General features: G+C 37.7%; 16 protein-coding genes. 15 read left to right on the top strand and 1 reads right to left on the bottom strand.

Features of this window, described 5'->3' with window-relative positions; all coding sequences use genetic code 11:
• Nucleotides 1–185: 185 nt before the first annotated feature.
• Both H70737_RS27110 and galU read left to right on the top strand, forming a co-directional pair.
• Nucleotides 186–2708, top strand: coding sequence for a U32 family peptidase (locus tag H70737_RS27110; protein ID WP_042192269.1), 2523 nt, complete (start codon nt 186–188; stop codon nt 2706–2708).
• A gap of 315 nt (nt 2709–3023) precedes the next feature.
• A complete protein-coding gene (gene galU, locus H70737_RS27105; RefSeq protein WP_042131276.1) occupies nt 3024–3911 on the top strand; it encodes a UTP--glucose-1-phosphate uridylyltransferase GalU in 888 nt (295 codons plus the stop codon).
• A gap of 71 nt (nt 3912–3982) precedes the next feature.
• Here galU and H70737_RS27100 read toward each other — a convergent pair whose 3' ends face one another.
• Nucleotides 3983–6715, bottom strand: a complete 2733-nt coding sequence (locus H70737_RS27100) for an O-antigen ligase family protein (RefSeq protein WP_042192267.1) — start codon at nt 6713–6715, stop codon at nt 3983–3985.
• A gap of 230 nt (nt 6716–6945) precedes the next feature.
• Between H70737_RS27100 and H70737_RS30525 the strand changes: the two genes are divergently transcribed.
• The 13 genes from H70737_RS30525 (at nt 6946) to rfbB (ending at nt 22140) form a co-directional block, all read left to right on the top strand.
• The gene (locus H70737_RS30525) at nt 6946–8310 is read left to right on the top strand and encodes an ABC transporter permease (RefSeq protein ID WP_042192265.1); all 1365 of its coding nucleotides are present in this window, start codon (nt 6946–6948) and stop codon (nt 8308–8310) included.
• Between the two features lie 31 nt (nt 8311–8341).
• Nucleotides 8342–9559 carry an ABC transporter ATP-binding protein gene (locus H70737_RS27090; RefSeq protein ID WP_231573516.1) on the top strand — a complete coding sequence of 406 codons (1218 nt, stop codon included), beginning with the start codon at nt 8342–8344 and terminating at the stop codon, nt 9557–9559.
• A complete protein-coding gene (locus tag H70737_RS27085) occupies nt 9556–11109 on the top strand; it encodes a class I SAM-dependent methyltransferase (protein WP_042192261.1) in 1554 nt (517 codons plus the stop codon). The genes H70737_RS27090 and H70737_RS27085 overlap by 4 nt, the downstream gene beginning before the upstream one ends.
• A 32-nt stretch (nt 11110–11141) precedes the next feature.
• Complete coding sequence (locus tag H70737_RS27080) at nt 11142–13424, top strand: glycosyltransferase family 2 protein (RefSeq protein WP_156113192.1); 2283 nt, start codon at nt 11142–11144, stop codon at nt 13422–13424.
• Between the two features lie 882 nt (nt 13425–14306).
• Nucleotides 14307–16328 carry a glucosyltransferase domain-containing protein gene (locus tag H70737_RS27075; RefSeq protein WP_042192258.1) on the top strand — a complete coding sequence of 674 codons (2022 nt, stop codon included), beginning with the start codon at nt 14307–14309 and terminating at the stop codon, nt 16326–16328.
• 65 nt (nt 16329–16393) lie between these two features.
• The gene (locus H70737_RS27070; protein ID WP_042192256.1) at nt 16394–16807 is read left to right on the top strand and encodes a sugar 3,4-ketoisomerase; all 414 of its coding nucleotides are present in this window, start codon (nt 16394–16396) and stop codon (nt 16805–16807) included.
• Entirely contained in the window at nt 16804–17361 is a 558-nt protein-coding gene (locus tag H70737_RS27065) for an acyltransferase (RefSeq protein WP_042192254.1), read from the top strand. Before H70737_RS27070 ends, H70737_RS27065 begins: the two co-directional genes overlap by 4 nt.
• 23 nt (nt 17362–17384) lie before the next feature.
• Nucleotides 17385–18482, top strand: coding sequence for a DegT/DnrJ/EryC1/StrS family aminotransferase (locus H70737_RS27060; RefSeq protein ID WP_042192252.1), 1098 nt, complete (start codon nt 17385–17387; stop codon nt 18480–18482).
• Nucleotides 18463–19398 (top strand): glycosyltransferase family 2 protein, encoded by a 936-nt coding sequence (locus H70737_RS27055; RefSeq protein ID WP_042192250.1) that lies wholly within the window; start codon nt 18463–18465, stop codon nt 19396–19398. Before H70737_RS27060 ends, H70737_RS27055 begins: the two co-directional genes overlap by 20 nt.
• Nucleotides 19349–19753, top strand: coding sequence for a GtrA family protein (locus H70737_RS27050; protein ID WP_042192248.1), 405 nt, complete (start codon nt 19349–19351; stop codon nt 19751–19753). Before H70737_RS27055 ends, H70737_RS27050 begins: the two co-directional genes overlap by 50 nt.
• 14 nt (nt 19754–19767) lie before the next feature.
• On the top strand, nt 19768–20511 hold the full coding sequence (locus H70737_RS27045; protein WP_042192244.1) for a sugar phosphate nucleotidyltransferase: 744 nt from the start codon (nt 19768–19770) through the stop codon (nt 20509–20511).
• A gap of 20 nt (nt 20512–20531) precedes the next feature.
• Nucleotides 20532–21083, top strand: a complete 552-nt coding sequence (rfbC, locus tag H70737_RS27040; protein ID WP_042192241.1) for a dTDP-4-dehydrorhamnose 3,5-epimerase — start codon at nt 20532–20534, stop codon at nt 21081–21083.
• Nucleotides 21084–21117: 34 nt separating this feature from the next.
• Nucleotides 21118–22140 carry a dTDP-glucose 4,6-dehydratase gene (gene rfbB / locus H70737_RS27035; RefSeq protein ID WP_042192239.1) on the top strand — a complete coding sequence of 341 codons (1023 nt, stop codon included), beginning with the start codon at nt 21118–21120 and terminating at the stop codon, nt 22138–22140.
• The last annotated feature ends 8 nt before the right edge of the window (nt 22141–22148 follow it).

Below are 22148 nucleotides of genomic sequence, written 5' to 3'. Positions count from 1 at the left end.
TGACTAACTAATAGTAGAGTGTAATTCAATTAGATGAGAACGTCCTTGTAGCCTAAATGGCATGGGGCGTTCTTTTCTTTATATAAATGTTGGTAAACACATGGCGCTGAGATGTGATATTTGATACAATTATCAAGTTAATCAACTAGAAATGACCCGCCACATGGCGGTTTGGGAGGATATAAATGAAAGAGCAACAAATACGCAGAGAAGACGTGGAGCTATTGGCACCTGCAGGTGACTGGGACTGCATGCGTGCGGCGGTAGCAAACGGAGCGGATGCTATCTTTTTTGGCGTAGAGAAGTTTAATGCACGGGCGAGAGCGAACAACTTTCGCATGGACGAGCTGACGGAAATTATGGCGTTTTTGCATAGCTATGGTGTGAAGGGTTTCCTGACCTTTAATATACTGGTTTTTGAAAATGAATTGTCCGATGCAAAAGAACTGATTGACGCTTGTGTAGATGCTGGCGTGGACGCGGTGATTGTACAGGATTTAGGTTTGGTCAAAATGATCCGTGAAATCTCACCGGATTTCCCGATTCATGGATCGACACAGATGACCATTACTTCCCCGGAAGCGGTCGAGTTTACTAAGCCTTTCAGTTTGGAACGTGTGGTACTCGGTCGTGAGAACAATCTGAAGCAAATTAAGACGATTGGGGAGCAAGCCCGTCTGCCGATGGAAGTATTCGTGCATGGTGCTTTATGTGTCTCTTATTCGGGTCAATGTCTGACTTCGGAAATGTGGGGCGGACGTTCCGCCAACCGCGGTGAATGCGCTCAAGCTTGCCGTCTGCCTTATGATCTGATGGTGGATGGAGAAGTTAAACCTATGGGTGATGTGACTTATTTGCTCTCCCCTAAGGATTTGGCAGCTATAGATCTTATGCCTGAGTTGATCGAGGCGGGCGTAACTTCTTTCAAAATCGAAGGGCGCCTCAAGAGTCCAGAATACGTTGCGAATGTAGTTAGTAAGTACCGTAAGGCAATTGATCGGTATTTTGATGGCGATATGTCCAAACCATCGAAGGAAGAAGTTCGTGAACTGCAACAAAGCTTCTCCCGCGGTTTCACGCATGGTTTTCTAGATGGAACGAACAATAAAAAGCTCGTAGACGGCACTTTCCCGAAAAGCCGTGGTGTATATCTCGGAACGGTTGAACAAATTCTTCGTGATGGAGTTGTCTGCCGTATTCATGCACCTCTTAAGCGGGGAGACGGAATCGTATTTGATGCAGGGGATCCGACGAAAAAAGAAGAAGGCGGACGCGTTTACGACCTTCGTCGTAAAGGTGTGAAGCTCGAAGGTGAAGCCGGAGAAGGCTGGATCATCGACATCGTAGCCGGTCGTAATGATGTGGATCTGCGTCGTCTAAATGTCGGTGACCGCATTTGGAAGACAAATGACCCTGCGTTAGACAAGGCGCTGCGCCAGACTTATGAGACAGAGAAGCCGTACCGGGTATTCCCGGTACATGTGCGAGTGCAGGGCTGCGTCGGCGAGAAGCTGACCACCTGGTGGACGGACGTTCAGAAGAACGTTACCGTCCGTGTGGACTCGGAGCTCGCGCTGGAAACAGCGCAAAAGCGTCCGATGGATGCCGCGCTGCTGGAAGAACAATTCGGCCGCCTGGGCGGAACCGTGTTCCAGCTTGACGCGCTAGAGTCGCATCTGCAAGGCGACGTCATCGTCCCTATGCGCGAGCTGAACAGCATCCGCCGCCAAGCGGTGGAGCTGCTTGCGGGCGAGCGCCCGAAACCGCCCGTGTACGTGAAACGGGCGATCGAGGTCTACGTCGACGCTACCCGCAGGGACGTCGCTCCGCAGCGCGCCGGTGAAGCGGAGCTCACCGCGCTGTGCCGCAGCCTGCCGCAGGTGCAGGCTGCGCTCGAGGCCGGCGTGAGAAACATCTACGCCGACTTCGAGTTTATCAAGCAGTTCCCGGCAGCGGTAGATGCGGTACGGGCTGCAGGGGCCAGCATCGCGCTGGCCACACCGCGCATTCATATGCCGGGCGAGAACGGCTACCACGCCAATATCCTGCGGCTGCAGCCTGATGCCGTGTTAGTACGCAACACCGGCGCGCTGTATTATTATCTGCGCCGCCGCCAAGAGCAGCCTGATGCTGTGCATCCTCGTCTGATCGGCGATTTCTCATTGAATATCGCCAATCATAAGGCAGTGGATCTGTTCCTTGAGGCAGGCTGTGACATGGTAACACCATCCTATGACCTGAACATTCAGCAGATGGTTGACCTGCTTGAACATAGTGATACTTCTCGTATGGAGATCGTTATTCACCAGCATTTGCCGATGTTCCACACAGAGCACTGTGTATACTGTACCTTCATGAGTGAAGGCACAGACTTTACGAACTGTGGCCGTCCATGTGAAGAGCATCGCGCTTCCCTGCAAGACCGTATTGGAATGTCACATCCAGTTCGTGTGGATGAAGGTTGCCGTAATACTGTCTATAACGCAGTTGAGCAGTCCGGTGCAGAGTATTTGAACAATTTCCGTGATCTAGGCGTATCCTCGTACCGCGTGGAGTTCCTGGAAGAGACACCAGAGCAAGTGGCTGAGGTAATTAGCCTGTACAGCCGCGCACTGCGTGGCGAAATCTCTGGTACACAGGTATGGAAGAGCTTGAAGGCTACCAACCAGCTGGGGGTAACACGGGGACAATTGGTAAACGCGAAGTAATAAAGGTTAAAGAAATAGGGCTAGGTGACTACCGGAGGATACTCTGGAGTTGCTTGGCCCTTTTTTATAGATATCATCTCGTCCTCTTTGTTACTTGCATATACTAGATAATATATAGGTGAGAGTTAGTAAAGTGTTTGAACTTGCGATGAATGCTTTATAATTTCTTCTCTCCGGTTTGTTTGGAATAGATATACAAATATAACAAACACTCTGATATTAATCTGCTATAACTGCTATAATTAAAGGAAATATGCCATTTTACTTTACAGAGTATTTAAAATGGAAGAGTAACCGACAGAAGGAGTTAATGTGATGAAGATCCGTAAAGCCATTATCCCCGCTGCAGGTCTTGGTACCCGTTTTTTGCCTGCAACCAAAGCAATGCCTAAAGAAATGTTACCGATAGTAGATAAACCGACGATCCAATATATTGTCGAAGAAGCAGTTGCTTCAGGAATTGAGGATATTATTATCGTGACGGGGAAAGGGAAACGTGCGATTGAAGACCATTTCGACAACTCTTTTGAACTGGAGTTTAACTTAGCAGAAAAGCAGAAGTGGGAACTTCTTGAATCCGTTCGCAAATCCTCCGAAATGGCTGATATCCATTACATTCGCCAAAAAGAACCAAGAGGTCTCGGTCACGCGATTTGGTGTGCGCGTAAATTCATTGGTAATGAGCCGTTTGCTGTTTTACTAGGTGATGATATTGTGGAGTCGGAGAAACCCTGTCTCAAACAGATGATGGAAGTATACGAGCAGTACAAATCCTCTATTGTGGGTGTCCAACCTGTGCCTTGGGAAGAAGTTTCCCGCTATGGATTGGTGGATGGAACTGAGTTAGCTGAACGGGTCTATAAGGCCAATCGCCTTGTAGAGAAGCCGAAGAGAGAAGATGCTCCTTCTAATCTAGCGATTCTAGGGCGGTACATCTTAACTCCACGCATCTTTGATATGCTTGGTGAGCAGCAGGTGGGTGTAGGTGGAGAAATTCAACTGACGGATGCCATTTCCCGCCTAAGTGAAGTGGAGCGGATTATTGCTTATGACTTTGAAGGCAAACGTCATGACGTTGGTGAGAAGATGGGCTTCATTCAGACCACCATTCATTATGCACTTCAGCATGAAGAGCTTAAAGATGACTTACTTCGTTATATGAAAGAGCTTGTAGATAGTGAAGTTGCTAAGGCAGGTTTATAAGTAGAACTAGTATCATCAAAAAAAGCGTACCACTGTAATCACAGTGGTACGCTTTTTCCATTTCATTCTTTTTAAAACTTTGAATTTGCGATTGTCTCGACCTGTGCTGCTTCCGCAGGATCTGCTGCAATCAGCTTATCATAGATCGCTTGATCCTCATTGTTTGATTTTTTCAATGCAGCAAGGTACCAACGGGCTATTTCACGATTCGTTGCATTCGTATAATCGTCGATAAGACCAAGCTTTAAGGTCTTAATAGCATTTTGTAACTGCCCGGACATTAACTGAATTCTACCCACATTTAGAGCAATACTTGGTGTAAGGGTTTCATGATCACCAGCAACTTGGTTGTAAGCCTGGAGTCCAATCTTGAGATTAAGCAATTTACCTGCATCATCTTGCCCGGCACGAGCTTGTTCTGCCAGTTCGTAAGAACGGCTGATGAGCGCATCATACCAGTTCATATCCCACAGCGTTCCACTGCTAATGATATCTGCGTAACTTTCATTAAAGCCAAGCTTCAAGGTTGCAGTGGCAGCTTCTGCTTGTCCAGAAATCTGCTGAATTTTGGCGATGTTTAATGCAATCGTTGGTGTTACCGAGAACGGACGTCCTTGCAATTGCTCAGGTGGAAGCGTCTTTAGGTGCTCTATACCAGCAAGAACGTGCTCATAGGCTTCAAGTGCTGCATCGAAATATTCCTGTTTATTAGCTTCATTCTTTTGATTAAGTGCTTGCTGACCCAATGCAAAGGAACGACTGATGAGAGTTTCGTACCAATCAATATCCCAGTTGAACTTATCAGCATTGTCACGGTAAACACCGTATGCAAGATCACTTTGGCCTTTTAAGTCATAATAGCTTACTAATTGAGCTAGAATATTCTTATTGTATGGCTCATCTTTTATTGCGCGAGTCAGTACGTTATAAGCCTCATTAAGAAATTGCTCATCCTGATTCTGGCTAAAAACCTGTTGATCTAAAGAGGATAGGTATAAGACTGATTCTGGATGACCTGGACGTGTTTTTAAAGCCTCCGTTAATGGTTTCTTAATTTCCTCGTAAGAATTACTAACTCCGAATAGATTTTTACCCTTTAGGGCAGCATTACTGGAACCGATATAGCTAATCGAGAGGAATAACAAGAATATAGTGCCTACCGTGAGAACAGCGGAATATCCAAGCCGCAAACCAGTTTTATTCCAACTTTTACGTAGCTGTTTGCTATCCATTACAACTGCCATGCCCGCCAGTCCAAGGAAAACGAGTATTCCCATAAAGGCATAACTCATATTGAAATCAAGTAGACTATGCACAAGAATGGATAATGCAATGATTAGATAAAAGAAACCATTCTCAAAATCATTTTTATCGCGTTTCACATACCCACGAATGTACTTATAGAAAATATACAAAATGAACCCCATAAATACGATGAAACCAAGGATCCCAACCTCAATCAAGTATTGTAAAAAGAAGTTGTGCACTTGCCGGCTAGTGTAAGGGTTGTTCTGATAATGCTCGTATAGTGAGGACCATCCTCCACCACCAGCACCAAGGATCGGATAGTCCTTAACTACCTTCATCGCATCCTTATAAAAAGTAATCCGTTCAAGAACACTATGTTGCTGGAAGTTGATGTTCTCAAGACGAGTTGCCATATTGCTAGGTAAGATATTTTTTGCGCTTGTACCAATTAGTAGGAAAGCTACAATTCCGACGAGTGCAACAGAACCAAGAGGAATCCATAGACCTGTCAGTTTACGCGACGACCAATTGCTGAGCTTCTCCTCTAGCCAAGGGGCGACAAACCTCTGAATGATCCAAGATACTATAGCTACAGCGATTGAAGCTCCAAGTAGATATCCCCAACCTTTCAAGGCGCCGGAAGAAGTGAAATTCGTATTTAATTCTAATCCTAGGTTAGTCACTGGAGTCGTAATGAGTAACGAAGCAATGCCAGCGGCACCAAGATGAAGAATCCAGAGAATTTGCTGTGCGGGTTTCAGAAATAGCAGCAGCAATATAAATACGACAGGTAGCAATACAAGACCACCACGAGATAATGTTAATAAGATTGATACAATGATGGGAACTAACATAAAGCTATGTGTGACCGTTCCATACCATTTTTTAGAGCGAATAAGAGCGAATATAGCTACAAATAGAAAAGCCATTAGGAACGCTGCGTAGGTATTTGCATATTGAAAGATCGAAGTCAGACGAAGTCCGTTAGAGTCCGTCATTACTGCATCTAAGTAGATATTATTTCTTACGGTGTTTGAGAACCAACCCACTAGAGCTCCCGCTAGTTTGTTACTCCCCAACCAATTTAGTAGTCCAAACCCTACTATGAAATAAGCAATTGCTAGAATGGCATTTTGAATGACAACATTTACTTGCTTTTGCTTCAAGAGATAAAAGGCTATAATGAAGACTGCAACATACATGCTCTGAATAAACAACATATTCATCGCCATATAATGCGAAACTGCGACAAACAATGATAGAGCATAAGTCAGAGGCAGTAATATTGAAGCTGAAGCCACTAAGTCCCTCTGTTCATCTAGTTTGAATTTTTTGTAGTATAAGCCAACACAGACTAGCAGCAAAAGTCCACTTACTAGTGCTGACACATATATAGGCTTCTCGAAGTCTAACTGCTGTCCGTTAAATAATCCCACTTGAAATGGGGCCCAACACAAAAATAAAATGAAAGCAATAACCAATGCCCATATCGGACTTACTGTCTTTTCAACATTTCTCGACTGAGCGGCGTTTTTACCGTATACTGGTTTCGACACGTTATAATCTCCTTTTCCTGTAGGTACGACAATATTTTAGCATAATCTTAACTTCTATTACTACTAATATGAAACGAATAAGAGGGATGAGATAAGTTATTGTTTTTTACCAGTTCTGAATATCTACTTTCTATTTAGTTATAGAAAGGTAGAGCATTGCATTTTTTAATATATTTAATCTTCAGATTAGAAAAAAATCTAAATTTGCTGATGATTTAAGGAGTATAATAATGAAATTTAAAAAAACGATACTCGCTGTAATGGGAATTATCTTGGTGGTTTTATTCTTTAATATGTTTACTGCATATCAAAAAAATGAAACTAAATTAACTCTTGAGGTTCAAGTGAATTCAGATCGGCCGGATGATTACCAGCTATTTTACATTATGAATAAAGATCAGGAATGGACAGAAGAACAATCTCTTCATCAAAACTACGAGCGAACAGGAGATTGGGTAAATATTGAATTTGATTTACCGAAAGATGTATACTCCCTTAGGTTAGATCTGGGTAATCAAAAGGCTATAGTTAAGATTAAAGATGTTAAGTTAACAGGTAACTCTAGTGTAAATGTTCCACTTGGGAAAATAATAAGTGAAGAGCATGAAGTGAAAATAACAAGCCAGAAAGAAAAGCAAATAGAACTACAAGTACTTGATTCAGATCCGTTTGTAATTTTAGATATTAAAGCACACCGGGATGCCGCAATAGAGGGAAATAGTTTTCTGACTATTGCATTGGTTTCATTAAGTAGTGTGGTTGCAACATTAATTAGTCTGTATATTATTAACTCTATTAAAGAAGTTTATAAATTTATGAAAGAGATATTTATTGGGAGAAAGCTGATTTTCAGCTTAGCTAAAAATGATTTTAAAACTAAGTATGCGTCATCCTATTTGGGGATAGTATGGGGGTTCATTCAACCACTACTAACCATCGTAACCTACTGGTTTGTATTTCAGGTAGGGTTACGAAGTGGTAGTGTATCGGATGTTCCATTTATTTTGTGGTTTATAGTTGCCATAATTCCATGGTTTTTCTTCTCAGAGGCTCTATCTAGTGCTACAAATGTGTACACAGAGTATAGTTATCTTGTCAAGAAGGTTGTATTTAAGATTGAACTTCTTCCTATAGTAAAGATTATTTCGGCTTTATTCGTACATCTGTTTTTTATTTTATTTATCTTTGTTATGTATACTGGTTATGGATATTACCCTAATTTATACAGTTTTCAGATGTTATATTATTTAATTTGTACAATCATGCTTGTCTTTTCGGTATCGCTGGTCACTTCTGCAATTGTGTTGTTTTTTAAAGATTTAAATCAAATTATAATAATAATTTTGCAAATAGGATTTTGGTTCACACCTATTGGATGGTCATACGCTATGCTATCTGATTTTTGGAGTAAAATTTTTAAATTAAATCCTATGTTTTATATAGTAGAAGGATATAGGGATACATTCATTAGAGGAGTGGCTTTTATAGATCATCCTTACTATACACTTTACTTTTGGATGTTCTGTTTAGCTATGCTAGTAGTTGGGATAAAAAGTCTGAAAAAGCTGAAGCCGCATTTCGCAGATGTAATATAAAGATATAAAGGTGGGATGGGATTTGAATGAGATGATTGAAGTTCAAGATTTAGTGAAATCTTATAAATTATATGATAAGCCCATGGATCGCCTGAAAGAGGCGTTATCCATATCTCATAAAGTTTACCACAAAGAATTCAAAGCTCTTAATGGTATTTCTTTTAACGTTCAGAAGGGAGACGCGCTGGGGATCTTAGGGAAAAACGGATCCGGTAAATCGACTTTATTGAAGTTGATAACAGGAGTCTTATCTCCCACTAGCGGAACCCTAGAAGTTAAGGGGAAAATATCTGCAATTCTGGAACTGGGAGCAGGATTTAATCCGGAATATAGTGGCCGAGAGAATGTATATCTTAATGGTCTGATGATGGGGTTTAGTCGCGAGGAAATCGACGATAAGATGAATGATATAATCGAGTTTGCTGATATTGGCGAATTCATAGAGCAGCCTGTAAAGATATACTCTAGTGGGATGTTTGCTAGGCTGGCTTTTGCTGTTTCTATTAATGTAGATCCGGATATCTTGATTGTTGATGAAGCTCTCGCTGTTGGGGATGTGCGTTTTCAAACGAAATGTATTGATAAAATGAAAGAACTGAAAAGTAGGGGTACAACAATATTGTTTGTATCTCACGCAACCGAACAAGTGAAGCGATTTTGCAATAAAGCAATATGGCTTAAAGATGGTAACGTGCAAGCGTTAGGTGAGTCATCTGAAATCGCTGATCTTTATGAAGATTTTATGAAATACAATAATAATGACCATGTTGTTGAACAGGTGATTACGGATGAAATTAAACCATTGGAAGTTTCACAAGATGAAGATTTTATAAAGCCAGAAGATCCCGATTTACTAGCCGCAATTACAAAAGTAGAACTAAATAAAAATAATTTCAGGACCTTCGATGAATTATTAGTTGAAATTGAATATGAGATCTATGCGGATATTATAGAGGACCTATTATTGGGGGTGGCAATTTACACCCCTGATCGAGAATATATATTCGGACCAAATACACACTTGGAAAAAATAGATATACCTAATAAGTTTGGCAGGCATAGGTTGAAATATATAGTACCTAGTTTACCGTTACTTGGTGGTACCTTCTGTCTAGATGTTGGGATATTTAATAATGAAGGAATTGTATGTATGCACTATAAAGAGAATGTTGTTAACTTTGTTATAACTAATAAATACTTTTCTGAAGGTTTAGTATATATGAATCATAGATGGGAAGTGTCAAAATGAAAAATTGTGCCTTTGATCAATATCAAAGATATAATAATATCCGAAATATTATTAATGAAATGCGTAGTGATAATGAGAAGTATCGAATTCTTGAAGTCGGAGCTAATGAACATCGCAATTTAGAAAAATTCTTGCCTTTAGATAAGATAACTTATTTAGATATTCAACTACCAGAAGAGTTGCAAAAAGATCCGAACTATATACTCGGGGATGCAACAGATATGGATTTTCCTGATGATGAATATGATGTAATTGTTGCTTTGGATGTATTTGAACATATTCCCTTGGAAAAAAGAAACCAATTCATTGATGAATTATACCGTGTTAGTTCACAAATATGTATTATTACTGCACCATTTCTTTCTAAAGAAACTGTAGATGCAGAATCTAGAGTGAATTCAATATATAAGAGTTTATTTGGAGGAGACTATATTTGGTTAGCAGAACATAAGGAGAATGGGCTTCCTGATAAGGATGCTCTTGAAGGGTACCTTCAAGCAAAAAATGTGAAATTCAAGATGATAGGTCATGGGAGATTAAGTATTTGGGAGAAGTTAATGGGTTTCCACTTCTTTGCTGCTAAGTATCCAGATTTAGCGGTTTATCGTCAAGAAATTGATAAATTTTATAACTCTTATATCTTTGATTATGATTACACAGAAGATTCCTATAGAAAAATTGTTGTTTTAGAAAAAGGAAGAAATCTAAATTTATCATTTGAGACATCTTCAGAAATTCCTGCAGAAACATTAAAAACGTTAGAAACGATGGAACGCACATTTTATAACCTTTGCTCAATGACCGGTGAGAATAAAGAAGAAAATTCATGTATAGATAAAGTACAGATCTTTATAGATGCTGGAGATGGTTTTACAGAGTTGAATAGTAAGAATTATCAATTTAATGATAAAGAATTAATGAAGTTTGTTACAGTTGATCTTCGTGATTTTAATGTCATTAAAGGTATTAGAATAGACCCCTCAGATTACTGTGGCTTTTACAAAATCGATAATCTCAGACTTATTGGGGCTAATGATACTGAGATGAAATATCAAATATCAGGTAATTTTGATTTTAAAACTTCTAATGTTTATTTGTTTGAAAAGGATGACCCAAATATAATATTGAATTTTGAATCTGAAGTGGGCATAGCGCGCATTGAATTGTATATATCGAAATTATCTACAACCGAGATTGTTAATCAATATGTGAGTATGTCAGTTAGTAAAGAAAATGAAATTACGTCTATAAATAGTGAATATAAACAGCAATTAGAGATGAAAGAAACGAATGAACAAGTATTGAAAAAAGAAAACCAAGATTATCGAAGAATGAACGAAGCTCTCGTTAATGATTTAGCGGATAATGGTAGGGTAAATGAAAAATTAAATGATGAAATTGAGCATCTAAGAGCAACAAATATTTTATGTGAAAACGAAAAACAAAAGTTAATTCAGGAATTAGAAATAAAAGAGCTTGAGTTAAGTAGTATTTATAAATCTAAAGCTTGGAAATTAATTGTTAAGGCGAGAAAAATATTGGGGAAATAACTAACAAAAGAAGTGCATTTAGGAGGATTGTATTGAAGATTACAGACATAGTTAGTCGAATTTTGACAGCAATTGCGGGTGTGTTTGGTTTTAGATCAACCTTGAATCCCCTTCCCATATCTGATTTGAAAAAAGTAAATGGAACATGGATTTCATTGGGGACAGATCCAGCATTTATTTTGGACGGGAAGTTTTATTGCGGCTGGAACATCATATCTTGGAATTCAGTGAGCAACGATAGTATTCCAGTTAAACTATATTGGGATGATGGTGCGGGGTTTTCGGAAGAAAAGAGTATGAATTTGGCCTCCATTTCCGCTGGTGAAAGTAAGTATAAAGCTACTTTTCACATCCCCATTGGCGTTAAAAAATTGAGATTAGATCCAGGTGATAGGGAATTTGAGTTTAAAATGGAAAAGATAATAATAAAAAAAACATTAAAACACTATCTAATCGCGTCATCTATTTTTAATATTATTAATCAACGAGGATTTAATGCCAAATCAATAAAGACATTAACGAACAAAGCTATTAATGTATATAAAGCTCAGGGAATAGAGGGCTTGAAGCAACGATTTAAAATTGTACAAGTTAATAGTGTTGATAATAATGACAGTTATGAAAGATGGCTTGCTCATAATGCTGTTACTTCAAGAGATATTCAAGAAGCAAACAAAAGAATGAGAGCATTTAATTATAATCCGTTAATATCAATTATTCTTCCCGTTTATAATGTAGATGAAATATGGCTGAGAAAATGTATTGACTCAGTAATTTCCCAAAATTATACGAATTGGGAGTTGTGTATTTCAGATGATGCTTCTCCTAAAATACATATTAAAAATGTATTGAAAGAGTACGAAGAGCAGGATCAGAGAATAAAAGTTGTTTATAGAGAAAAGAATGGTCACATCTCTGAAAATTCCAATTCAGCACTTCAAATAGCTACCGGGGAATTTATTGCATTATTAGATCATGATGATGAATTAGCACTTAACGCGCTTTTCGAGAATGTTCTGTTACTTAATAATCATCCAGAAGCAGACATTATATATAGTGATGAGGACAAAATTTCGGTCGAAGGAAAAAGATTTGCTCCTTTTTTTAAACCCGATTGGTCTCCGGATTTATTATTATGTCAGATGTATACCTGTCATTTGTCGATTTATCGAAAAAGCTTGATTGATCAAGTGGGTGGATTTCGGGCAGGATATGAAGGTAGTCAAGATTTCGATCTTATGTTAAGAGTTTCTGAGCTTACAAATAATATATACCATATTCCCAAGATCCTTTATCATTGGAGAGCGATTCAAAGTTCAACAGCTTTTAGTGGGTCTACCAAAGATTATACACACATCGCCGGATTTAAGGCTGTACAGGATGCAATAATCAGAAGAGGATATAATGCGGAAGTTGAATCGGTTGATAATTATTCTAACCTATATTTGACAAGGTTTAAGCCAACTGGTAATCCGAAAGTCTCCATTATTATCCCTACAAAAGATAATATTCAAGTGATAAAAATGTGCTTAGAATCCATATATACAAAAACAAAATATGCTAATTTTGAAATTGTTATTATAGATAATGGTAGCAGTGATCCAGAGGTCTTTGATTTGTATCGGTACTGGCAAGCAAAAGAGCAAAACAGATTTAAGTTTTTTGTCTTAGACATTCCGTTTAACTATTCTAAATTGAATAATTTTGGTGCGGAAAAAGCGAGTGGAGAGCTTTTACTATTATTAAACAACGATGTGGAAATAATAACGGATGATTGGCTGGATGAGATGGTGGGACAAGCGATTAGACCTGATATTGGTGCGGTGGGTGCATGTTTGTATTATCCTGATAATACCATTCAACATGGTGGAGTTGTCTTAGGGATCGGTGGGGTAGCAGGCCATAGCCACAAATATTTACCTTCCGAGCATGAAGGATATTTTCGGAGATTAAAAGTTACATCGAATTATACTGCAATAACTGCAGCTTGTTTGATGATAAAAAAAGAAAAATTTAGTCAAGTCGGTGGACTAGAGGAAAAGTTACAAGTTGCGTTTAACGACGTTGATTTTTGTCTTAAAGTTTGGAGTGCTGGGTATAGGAATATTTGGTTGCCACATGTAAAACTTTATCACTATGAGTCAAAAAGCAGGGGCCATGAAGATACTCCAGAAAAGATAGAGCGTTTCTCGAAGGAAATTGATTATATGAAAACGAAATGGTCCATAATTTTGGAGAATGATCCAGCATATAATCCTAACTTGACGAAGGTACGAGAAGATTTTTCTATCGGAGAGGCGCTTGAGGATATATAACCTGTAATGACACGCCTCAATATGGGATCGAAAGTGAATTTGTCGAAATTGCTAAGTAATTGTATAAATAAATGCTCCATTATACCCTTGGTATGTAAGGAAAAACTAAAAATCAAATCCTATAGTTTAATAAAGCTGGGATCTACGGATCATTATTTTTTGTTTGGGGTGGTTAATCTACAATTTACATATCCAGATGCTGATATGATTTACACAGATGAGTGTGAAATAGGTCTTAACGGTGAAAGGCATTCTCCTTACTTTAAGCTAGATTGTTCACCCGATCTGATCCTTTCTCATATGTAAACTTGTCACTTAGGTGGATTTAGATAAGGTTATGAGGGCGGTCAAGATTACGACTTAGTGTTAAGGTTTACTGAATTAACTGAGAGTATACATCACTTGCCAACAATCCTTTATCATTGGAAATCTATGCCTGGATATACATTTTCTGGATCTGGCGCTAAGAATTATACACATTAAGCTGGAGTAAGGGGTTTAGAAGATATGCTTAAAAGAAGAGGGGGAGATGGTAAAGTGCAAGAATTGATGGTTATCCTAACATGATCGAGTAAATTACAATTTCAAAGATGAACCGCTTGTTTCAATAATTATCCCTACTAAGGATGGAAGTGGGAATAACGTTTAAATGAGAAGCTTAGAATAATACCTTTGGACATCCCATTCAATTACTCAAAGATTTAATAATGTTGCTGTCCAAGCATCTAAAGGTTCTTTAATATTGCTACTTAATAATGATATTGAAATTATAAGTCCGAATTGGCTAGAGGAGATGGGGGGCACTCTTGGACCTAATTCTGGAGCGGTTGGAGCCAAGCTATTTTATTTTTGGTATTATGATGGTACAAAGGAGATAGAGTAATGAGGTTTTTCAAGAGAAGTTCATTAGAAATTAGTGAAGAATTTCAAACATTTTTTTCTTATATGAAAAGTAATAAGTTATTTTGTGTTTTTATATTTTTTGTAGCTCTATTCGCCTACGGATTTCCATTAACACATTTTACACTTTCTATAGATGAAGAGAATGCTTTATTTCGAGTTGGAGATGCTATAACTATTTGGAGTATGCAGGGTCGTTTTGGGATATCAATACTAAAGACTTTATTTTTTAGTGGGCAGACTAATTCTATTACAAGTACCTTTTTATCTGTATCGGCACTCAGCTTTACTAGTCTGATATGGGCTTATGCTATTAGTAGTTGTTTGAATACTAGTAAAAATGAAAGAAAGTTTGATTTTGGTGGATTAACTGTAGCTTTATTATTTTTAAGCTTTCCAGCCCATTCAGAAAATATAGGGTTTTCTATAATGAGTATTGAACTGGGAATTGGATGGATATTTATTTCAATAGCTACGTTACTTATTGCTAAATGGGCGCTTTTTAGAAAAGATAAATATTATATGATGATAGGTCTACTATTATTAGTTTTAGCGATTTCGATATACCAAGCATTTTTACCAGCTTTTATATGTGGGGTAATTTTAATTACATTGATAAATTTGGTATCTTTACATAAAGAAAATATCAATGTTGTTTTCAAAGATTACCTGATAATAATCTTGAAATATATAACTGTTACAGTGGTTAGTCTTATAATTTATAAGATTATCGAAACAGTAATTTCACTATTTATTCCTAAGTCAGATTATGTTGAAGGTTTTTTTCTTTGGGGTAAAGAGGCTCCAAGTACTATAGTCAGAAACTTGCTCGGCAACATTAAAGGAATTGTTATGGGAGATGTCATACACGGTAGTAATGTTATATTACCAAGTATAATTGTTAGTATCTTGCTTTTATTATTTTTCTTCTATAAAGCTTTGATACGTGCAGAAGTAAGAAGAACCGATTGGATAATAGTCGTATTATTCCTTGGTTTTATCATTTCTCCCTTTTTGATGTCTATTTTGCTAGGATCTCCAATGCCGATTAGGGCGAATTTTGCTATAGTGTTATTTATATCTGCAAGTTGGTACTTACTTTATATAATAATGAATAAAAAAATTTACAAAATTGCATTTATAACCTTTGCAATAATTACCGTTTTCTATCAATCTCAGTCAATGGCTCAACTGTTTTATAGCGATTATAATAGATATCAAGAAGATGTGAAAATAGCCAATCAAATTGGATATAGAATAATGGATCTTGACTTGGGAGAAACACCGCCATACCCAGTTGTTTATCTGGGTAAGCATGTGCAAGCGAAAAGGGCAAATGTTATTAAACAAGAGGTATTAGGGTTTTCTTTTTTTGAATGGGATGGAGGCAATAGTGTTAGGATTGGTAATTTCATGAAATCTTTAGGATATGATTATTTGGATCCGACGGAAGAACAAAGAGAAAAGGCATTAAAAATAGCGGATTCTATGCCTGTCTGGCCGCATAAAGGTTCCGTGGCGTTAATAAATGATCTTATTATTGTCAATCTCTCAGAAAACCCTGAAAAGTATAAGCTGAATTTACATTATGATTTTGATGACTCAACAATCCAAAATGAAATGATTTCAGATTTGAATATTACTGAAAAAGTAGAATATTTTAATGATCTAGAAATAGAGAAGGCTGATAGTAGTGGACTTATTATAAAGGCAGGTAAATTAGATCCCTATGTTTCAATATCGCTTGGTCATAAGCTTGAGGAGGATTCATATAAATTTATTTCATTTGAGATAAATTCTAGTGTCGATGGGGATATGCAATTATTCTTACTTCAAGAGAATGAGAGTTACAGCGAAAAGTTTAGTGGGACTATTAAAGTGAAGAAGGGCATAAATAAGATTTATTGTGATAGGAATCAACTGATGAATAATCTTATATCGCTTCGGATAGATCCGCCCGCACAGTCAACTTTTGAAGTGAGAAAAATTAGTTTTTTTAAATGATTAGTAGTAACAACATGAATTAATTGATAATTACAAGAATTGAAATATGAGAGGGTATGATAAGTATGGAAAGTGAAGCCCTAGAAAGCTCTATCATTGAAAGTACCATGCTTGGTGATGAAAGAGGGCATTTAACTGTCATTGAGGCAGAGAACACTATTCCGTTTGACATTAAGAGGGTGTTTTATATTTATGGAACTTTATCCAATATACGCCGTGGATATCACGCTCATTATAAAACTAGACAAGCATTAATAAGCGTATCAGGAAGCTGTAAAGTTTATTTGGATAATACGAAAAGAAAAACGGATATATTATTAGATTCTCCTACCAAAGTTCTCATTCTTGAACCAAATGATTGGCATGAAATGTATGATTTTTCTTCAGATTGCGTATTACTCGTTCTCGCTTCCCACTTATATGATTCAGCAGATTATATTCGTGATTATGACAAATTTATAGAGGTGTATGGGGGATGAAACATCACTTTGCACATCCACAGGCTATTGTCGAATCAGAGAAAATTGGAGTGGACACTCGAATTTGGGCGTTTGCACATATTTTACCGAATGCTGTGATTGGCTCGAACTGTAATATTAACGATCATACCTTCATCGAAAATGATGTAATCTTGGGGGATAATGTTACTGTTAAATCAGGAGTGTATATTTGGGATGGTGTTAGAATAGAAGATAATGTTTTTATTGGTCCGAATGTTACTTTTACTAATGATTTGAGACCTCGTTCCAAACAGTACCCAACTGAATTTTTGAAGACTGTGCTTGAAGAATGGGTTTCAATAGGTGCAAATGCAACAATTATAGCAGGGAATACAATTGGTAAGTACGCTATGATTGGAGCAGGGTCTTTAGTGACTAAAAACATTCCAAACAATACGTTATGGTATGGTAATCCAGCAAAATTCCAAGGATATATATGTAATTGTGGAGAAAAACTCAATAATGAATTGTTATGTTCTGCTTGTAGTAAACAATACTTACTGGAAGATAAAGTTATAGTAGAGCAACATTAAATTAATGAAATAGGTGAACAAACATGATCCCTTTCCTCGATCTGAAGAAAATCAATCTACGTCATGAAGAAGCTATTTTAAATAGTGTTCGTAAAGTTCTACACTCTGGATGGTATATAATGGGTGAAGAGGTTAAATCTTTTGAATCGGAATTTACTGATTATTGTGGCACCAAATATGCTCTCGGAGTAGCTAATGGATTAGATGCTTTGGAATTAATAATTAGAGCTTATGATATCGGTCCTGGAGACGAAATTATTGTGCCTTCGAATACCTATATTGCGTCTATATTATCCATATCCGCTAATGGCGCAATACCTGTGCTAGTCGAACCTAACTTACTAACATATAACCTAGACCCTGAAAAAATTGAAGAAAGTATTACTCCTAATACAAAGGCGATTCTAGTTGTTCACCTTTATGGTCAAGCATGTAATATGACGCCAATTAAGATTATTGCAGAAAAATACAACCTGAAGATAATCGAAGATTGTGCGCAGGCTCACGGTGCTGTTTATGCTGATAGAAAGGTAGGAAACTTAGGGGATGCTGCAGCATTCAGTTTTTATCCTGGTAAAAATCTTGGGGCCTTAGGCGATGCAGGTGCCATCACTACTAATGATGAGAAACTATATACAAATCTTCATGCTTTAAGAAATTATGGATCACATAAAAAATATGAAAATATTTTTAAAGGTTATAATAGCAGATTGGATGAATTTCAAGCACCAATTTTGAGTGAAAAATTAAAATTTCTAGATCAAGATAACAGTCATAGAAGAACTATCGCATCATATTACTTGAATAATATCAATAATGAAAATCTTGTATTGCCATTTGTTGAGGAGAAATCGGAATCACATGTTTGGCATGTATTTGTAGTTAGAACGTCCTTTAGAACTGATTTTATTAACTATATGACCCAAAAGGGTATTCAAACTATGATTCACTACCCTATTCCGCCTCATAAACAGGAAGCATATAAAGAATGGAATGAACTATCCTTCCCTATCTCTGAAAAAATCCATTCGGAAATTGTTAGCCTCCCAATAAGTCCGGTAATGGATTTAGAAGATGTGAAGAAAGTTGTGGAGGTTGTGAATGATTTCAGAACGTATTAAGTTATCTATTGTCGTCCCTATATACTTTAATGAGTTAAACATTCCACATACTATCCCACGATTGCAGAATTTAGAGACTATTATACCCAATTGTGATTTTGAATTTGTTTTTGTCGATGATGGTTCAAAAGACAACTCATTTTCTTTATTGATGGAAGCTAAAGAACAAGATTCTCGGATTAAAGTTATTAAGCTAAGTCGTAATTTTGGTTCGATGTCGGCTATACAGGCGGGCTTAAGATATACTACTGGCGATTGTGTCGGCATTATAGCTGCTGATTTACAAGATCCTCCTGAAATGTTTAAAGAGATGGTAGAACATTGGAGAACAGGCATAAAAGTTGTACTTGGAACAAGAGCAGATAGAGAAGAGTCATTCTCTCAGAAGATGTTTTCAAATACCTATTATTTTTTATTGGAAAAATTCGCATTAAAGGGATATCCAAAAGGTGGATTTGATTTTTTGTTAATTGATAGACAGGTTGTACAAGAAGTTTTGGAAATTCAAGAGAAGAATACGAGTGTTATGAGTCTCATATATTGGCTTGGACATGATCAAGTACAAATTCCTTATGTGAGGCAAGAAAGAAAACTGGGTAAATCTAGGTGGACACTCGCTAAGAAAGTAAAACTTTTTATTGATTCATTTGTAAGTTTCTCATACACACCTATTCGTTTCATGTCATTCATCGGGTTTGTTACAGCTTTTCTGAGTTTTCTATATGGTGTTTTTGTTATAATTAGTACTGTCTTTGGTATCATTGAGTTACAAGGATGGACTACAATTATAGCTCTAATTACTTTTTTATTAGGGATTATAATGATTATGTTAGGAATTATAGGTGAATATCTTTGGAGGATATTAGATGAAAGTAGAGAAAGACCATCCTACGTTGTTGACCAAACTTTTGAGTAAACAATTTTTGAAATTTGTCATTAGCGGAGGAATAAATACATTAGCAACATATCTGGTCTATTTACTCCTTCTTGAATTCCTTAGTTATTCTATGTCTTATACAATTTCTTATATTTCTGGAATATTTCTTTCCTATTACTTGAATACAGCTTTTGTATTTAAAGAAAAGGTTTTATTTAGAAAGTTTCTTAAGTTTCCGATCGTATATCTGGTACAGTATTTAATTAATTTGTTTATGTTATATGTTTTAGTTGAGCATTTAAATCTATCGAAACAAATCGTACCCTTAATAGTTATTGTAGTGACAATTCCGATCACCTACACACTTTCTAAACTTATTATTAAAAGTAAATGAATGGAGGCAATACAATGAAAGGTATTATTTTAGCAGGAGGTACAGGCTCGCGCTTATACCCATTAACAAAGGTAACAAATAAACATCTTCTTCCCGTAGGCAAATACCCAATGATTTTTCATTCCGTTTATAAGTTGAAGCAAGCTGATGTAACAGATATTCTGATCGTTACTGGTAAAGAACATATGGGTGATGTAGTTAATCTATTAGGTAGCGGACATGAAATGGGTGTTTGCTTTACTTACAAAGTACAAGATGAGGCAGGCGGAATTGCGCAGGCTTTGGACTTGGCAGAGCAATTTGTCGGGGATGATCAAATGATCGTTATCCTTGGTGATAACGTGTTTGCTGATGATATCGCTCCTTATGCACGTAATTTCCGTGAGCAAAAGACAGGTGCTAAGATCCTGATTCAGGAAGTTCCTGATCCTAAGCGTTTTGGTGTGCCCGAATTAGAGGGGAATCGGATATTGTCTATCGAAGAGAAGCCTAGTGAACCCAAGTCTGGCTATGCAGTCACAGGGATATATATGTTTGATAGTGAAGTGTTTAATATTATCAAAACGATTACACCTTCTGCACGTGGAGAATTAGAAATTACTGATGTTAATAATGCATATATTAAACGTGGAGAATTGACCTTTGATGTTCTACAAGGTTGGTGGACAGATGCAGGTACACATGCCTCATTAGCTAAAGCACATAACTTGGCTCAAGACCTTCTATTTGGTGAAGAATTCGGAAAACTGAAACTTTAGATGAGAAGGAGGTTTGCAATATGAAAGTTACACCCTTACAACTACAAGGTGCGAGCATTTTAGAACCTGTAGTCCACGGCGACAACCGTGGATTTTTCATGGAAAGCTACAACGAAGAAGTAATGCATAAGCTCGGCGTAAACTACAATTTCATTCAAGACAATCAGTCCCTCTCTGCAGACGTTGGAGTGCTGCGTGGTCTTCACTACCAGCTGAACCCAAAAGCTCAAACGAAATTGATCCGTGTTCTAACTGGAGCTATTTACGATGTTATCGTAGATATCCGTCGTAATTCTCCTACATTTGGTCAATGGGTCGGAGTAATACTTAGCGAATATAACAAACGCCAACTGCTTGTACCTAAGGGCTTCGCGCATGGATTCTGCACATTGGTTCCGAACACCCAAGTGTTATATAAGGTGGACGAATATTATTCCCCCGAAAATGATCGCGGCATATTATGGAATGATCCAGCCTTAGGTATTGATTGGCCGACTTCTAGTCCAGTATTATCGGATAAGGATCAGCGTCATCCATTGCTGAAGGACGCTGAACTTAATTTTGAGTTATAAACACAATATTTCATGAAATAAAGGTGGGCTACACATGAAACTGCTAGTTACCGGCGGAGCCGGCTTTATCGGCAGCAACTTTGTATTATACATGCTGCAACAACATCCTGATTATCAAATCGTTAACGTAGACGCGTTGACGTATGCAGGTAATTTGGAGAATTTGAAGTCAATTGAAAATCATCCGAACCACAAGTTCGTAAAAGCAGACATTACAGATGTACAGGCAATGGATGCTTTGTTTAGCCAAGGTGTTGATGTAGTGGTAAATTTCGCGGCTGAATCGCATGTGGATCGGAGTATTTTGGAGCCAGAAGTGTTTGTGAAGACGAACGTGCTTGGAACACAAGTACTTTTGGATGCGGCGAAAAAATACAGTGTTACTAAATTCGTTCAGGTTTCTACGGATGAGGTATACGGATCACTTGGAGCAACCGGTTTGTTTACTGAAGAAACTCCTTTGACTCCGAACAGTCCATATTCGGCAAGTAAAGCTGGTGGCGACTTGCTTGTACGTGCATACCATGAGACATTCGGACTGCCAGTGAACATTACCCGCTGCTCGAACAATTATGGCCCGTACCAATTCCCTGAGAAGCTTATTCCGCTTATGATCTCCCGCGCACTTGCGGATCAAGCGTTGCCTGTATATGGCGATGGGATGAATATCCGTGACTGGTTGTATGTTGAGGATCACTGCAGCGCGATTGATTTGGTTATCCACAAGGGCGTGAACGGTGAAGTATACAACATTGGTGGCAATAACGAACGTACAAATGTGCATATCGTGAACACAGTATTGCAGGAACTTGGCAAACCTGATTCACTGATTACTTATGTTCAAGACCGTCCGGGTCATGATCGACGCTATGGAATTGATCCTACCAAGATTATGAACGAACTGGGTTGGAAGCCGAAGCATACGTTTGAAACAGGTATTAAAGAAACCATCCAATGGTATCTCAATAACCGAGAATGGTGGACTCGCATTCAATCTGGGGAATACCAGAAGTACGCTGAATTACAATATGGCGATCGTTTGGGAGAATCTCTATAATGGCTCAA

Origin of the sequence: Paenibacillus sp. FSL H7-0737 (genome assembly GCF_000758545.1) — a bacterium.
In the GTDB taxonomy this organism is placed as follows: Bacteria; Bacillota; Bacilli; order Paenibacillales; family Paenibacillaceae; genus Paenibacillus_AQ.
The sequence above is the reverse complement of the archived record's forward strand: the minus strand, read 5'-3'. Positions and strand labels throughout refer to the sequence as shown.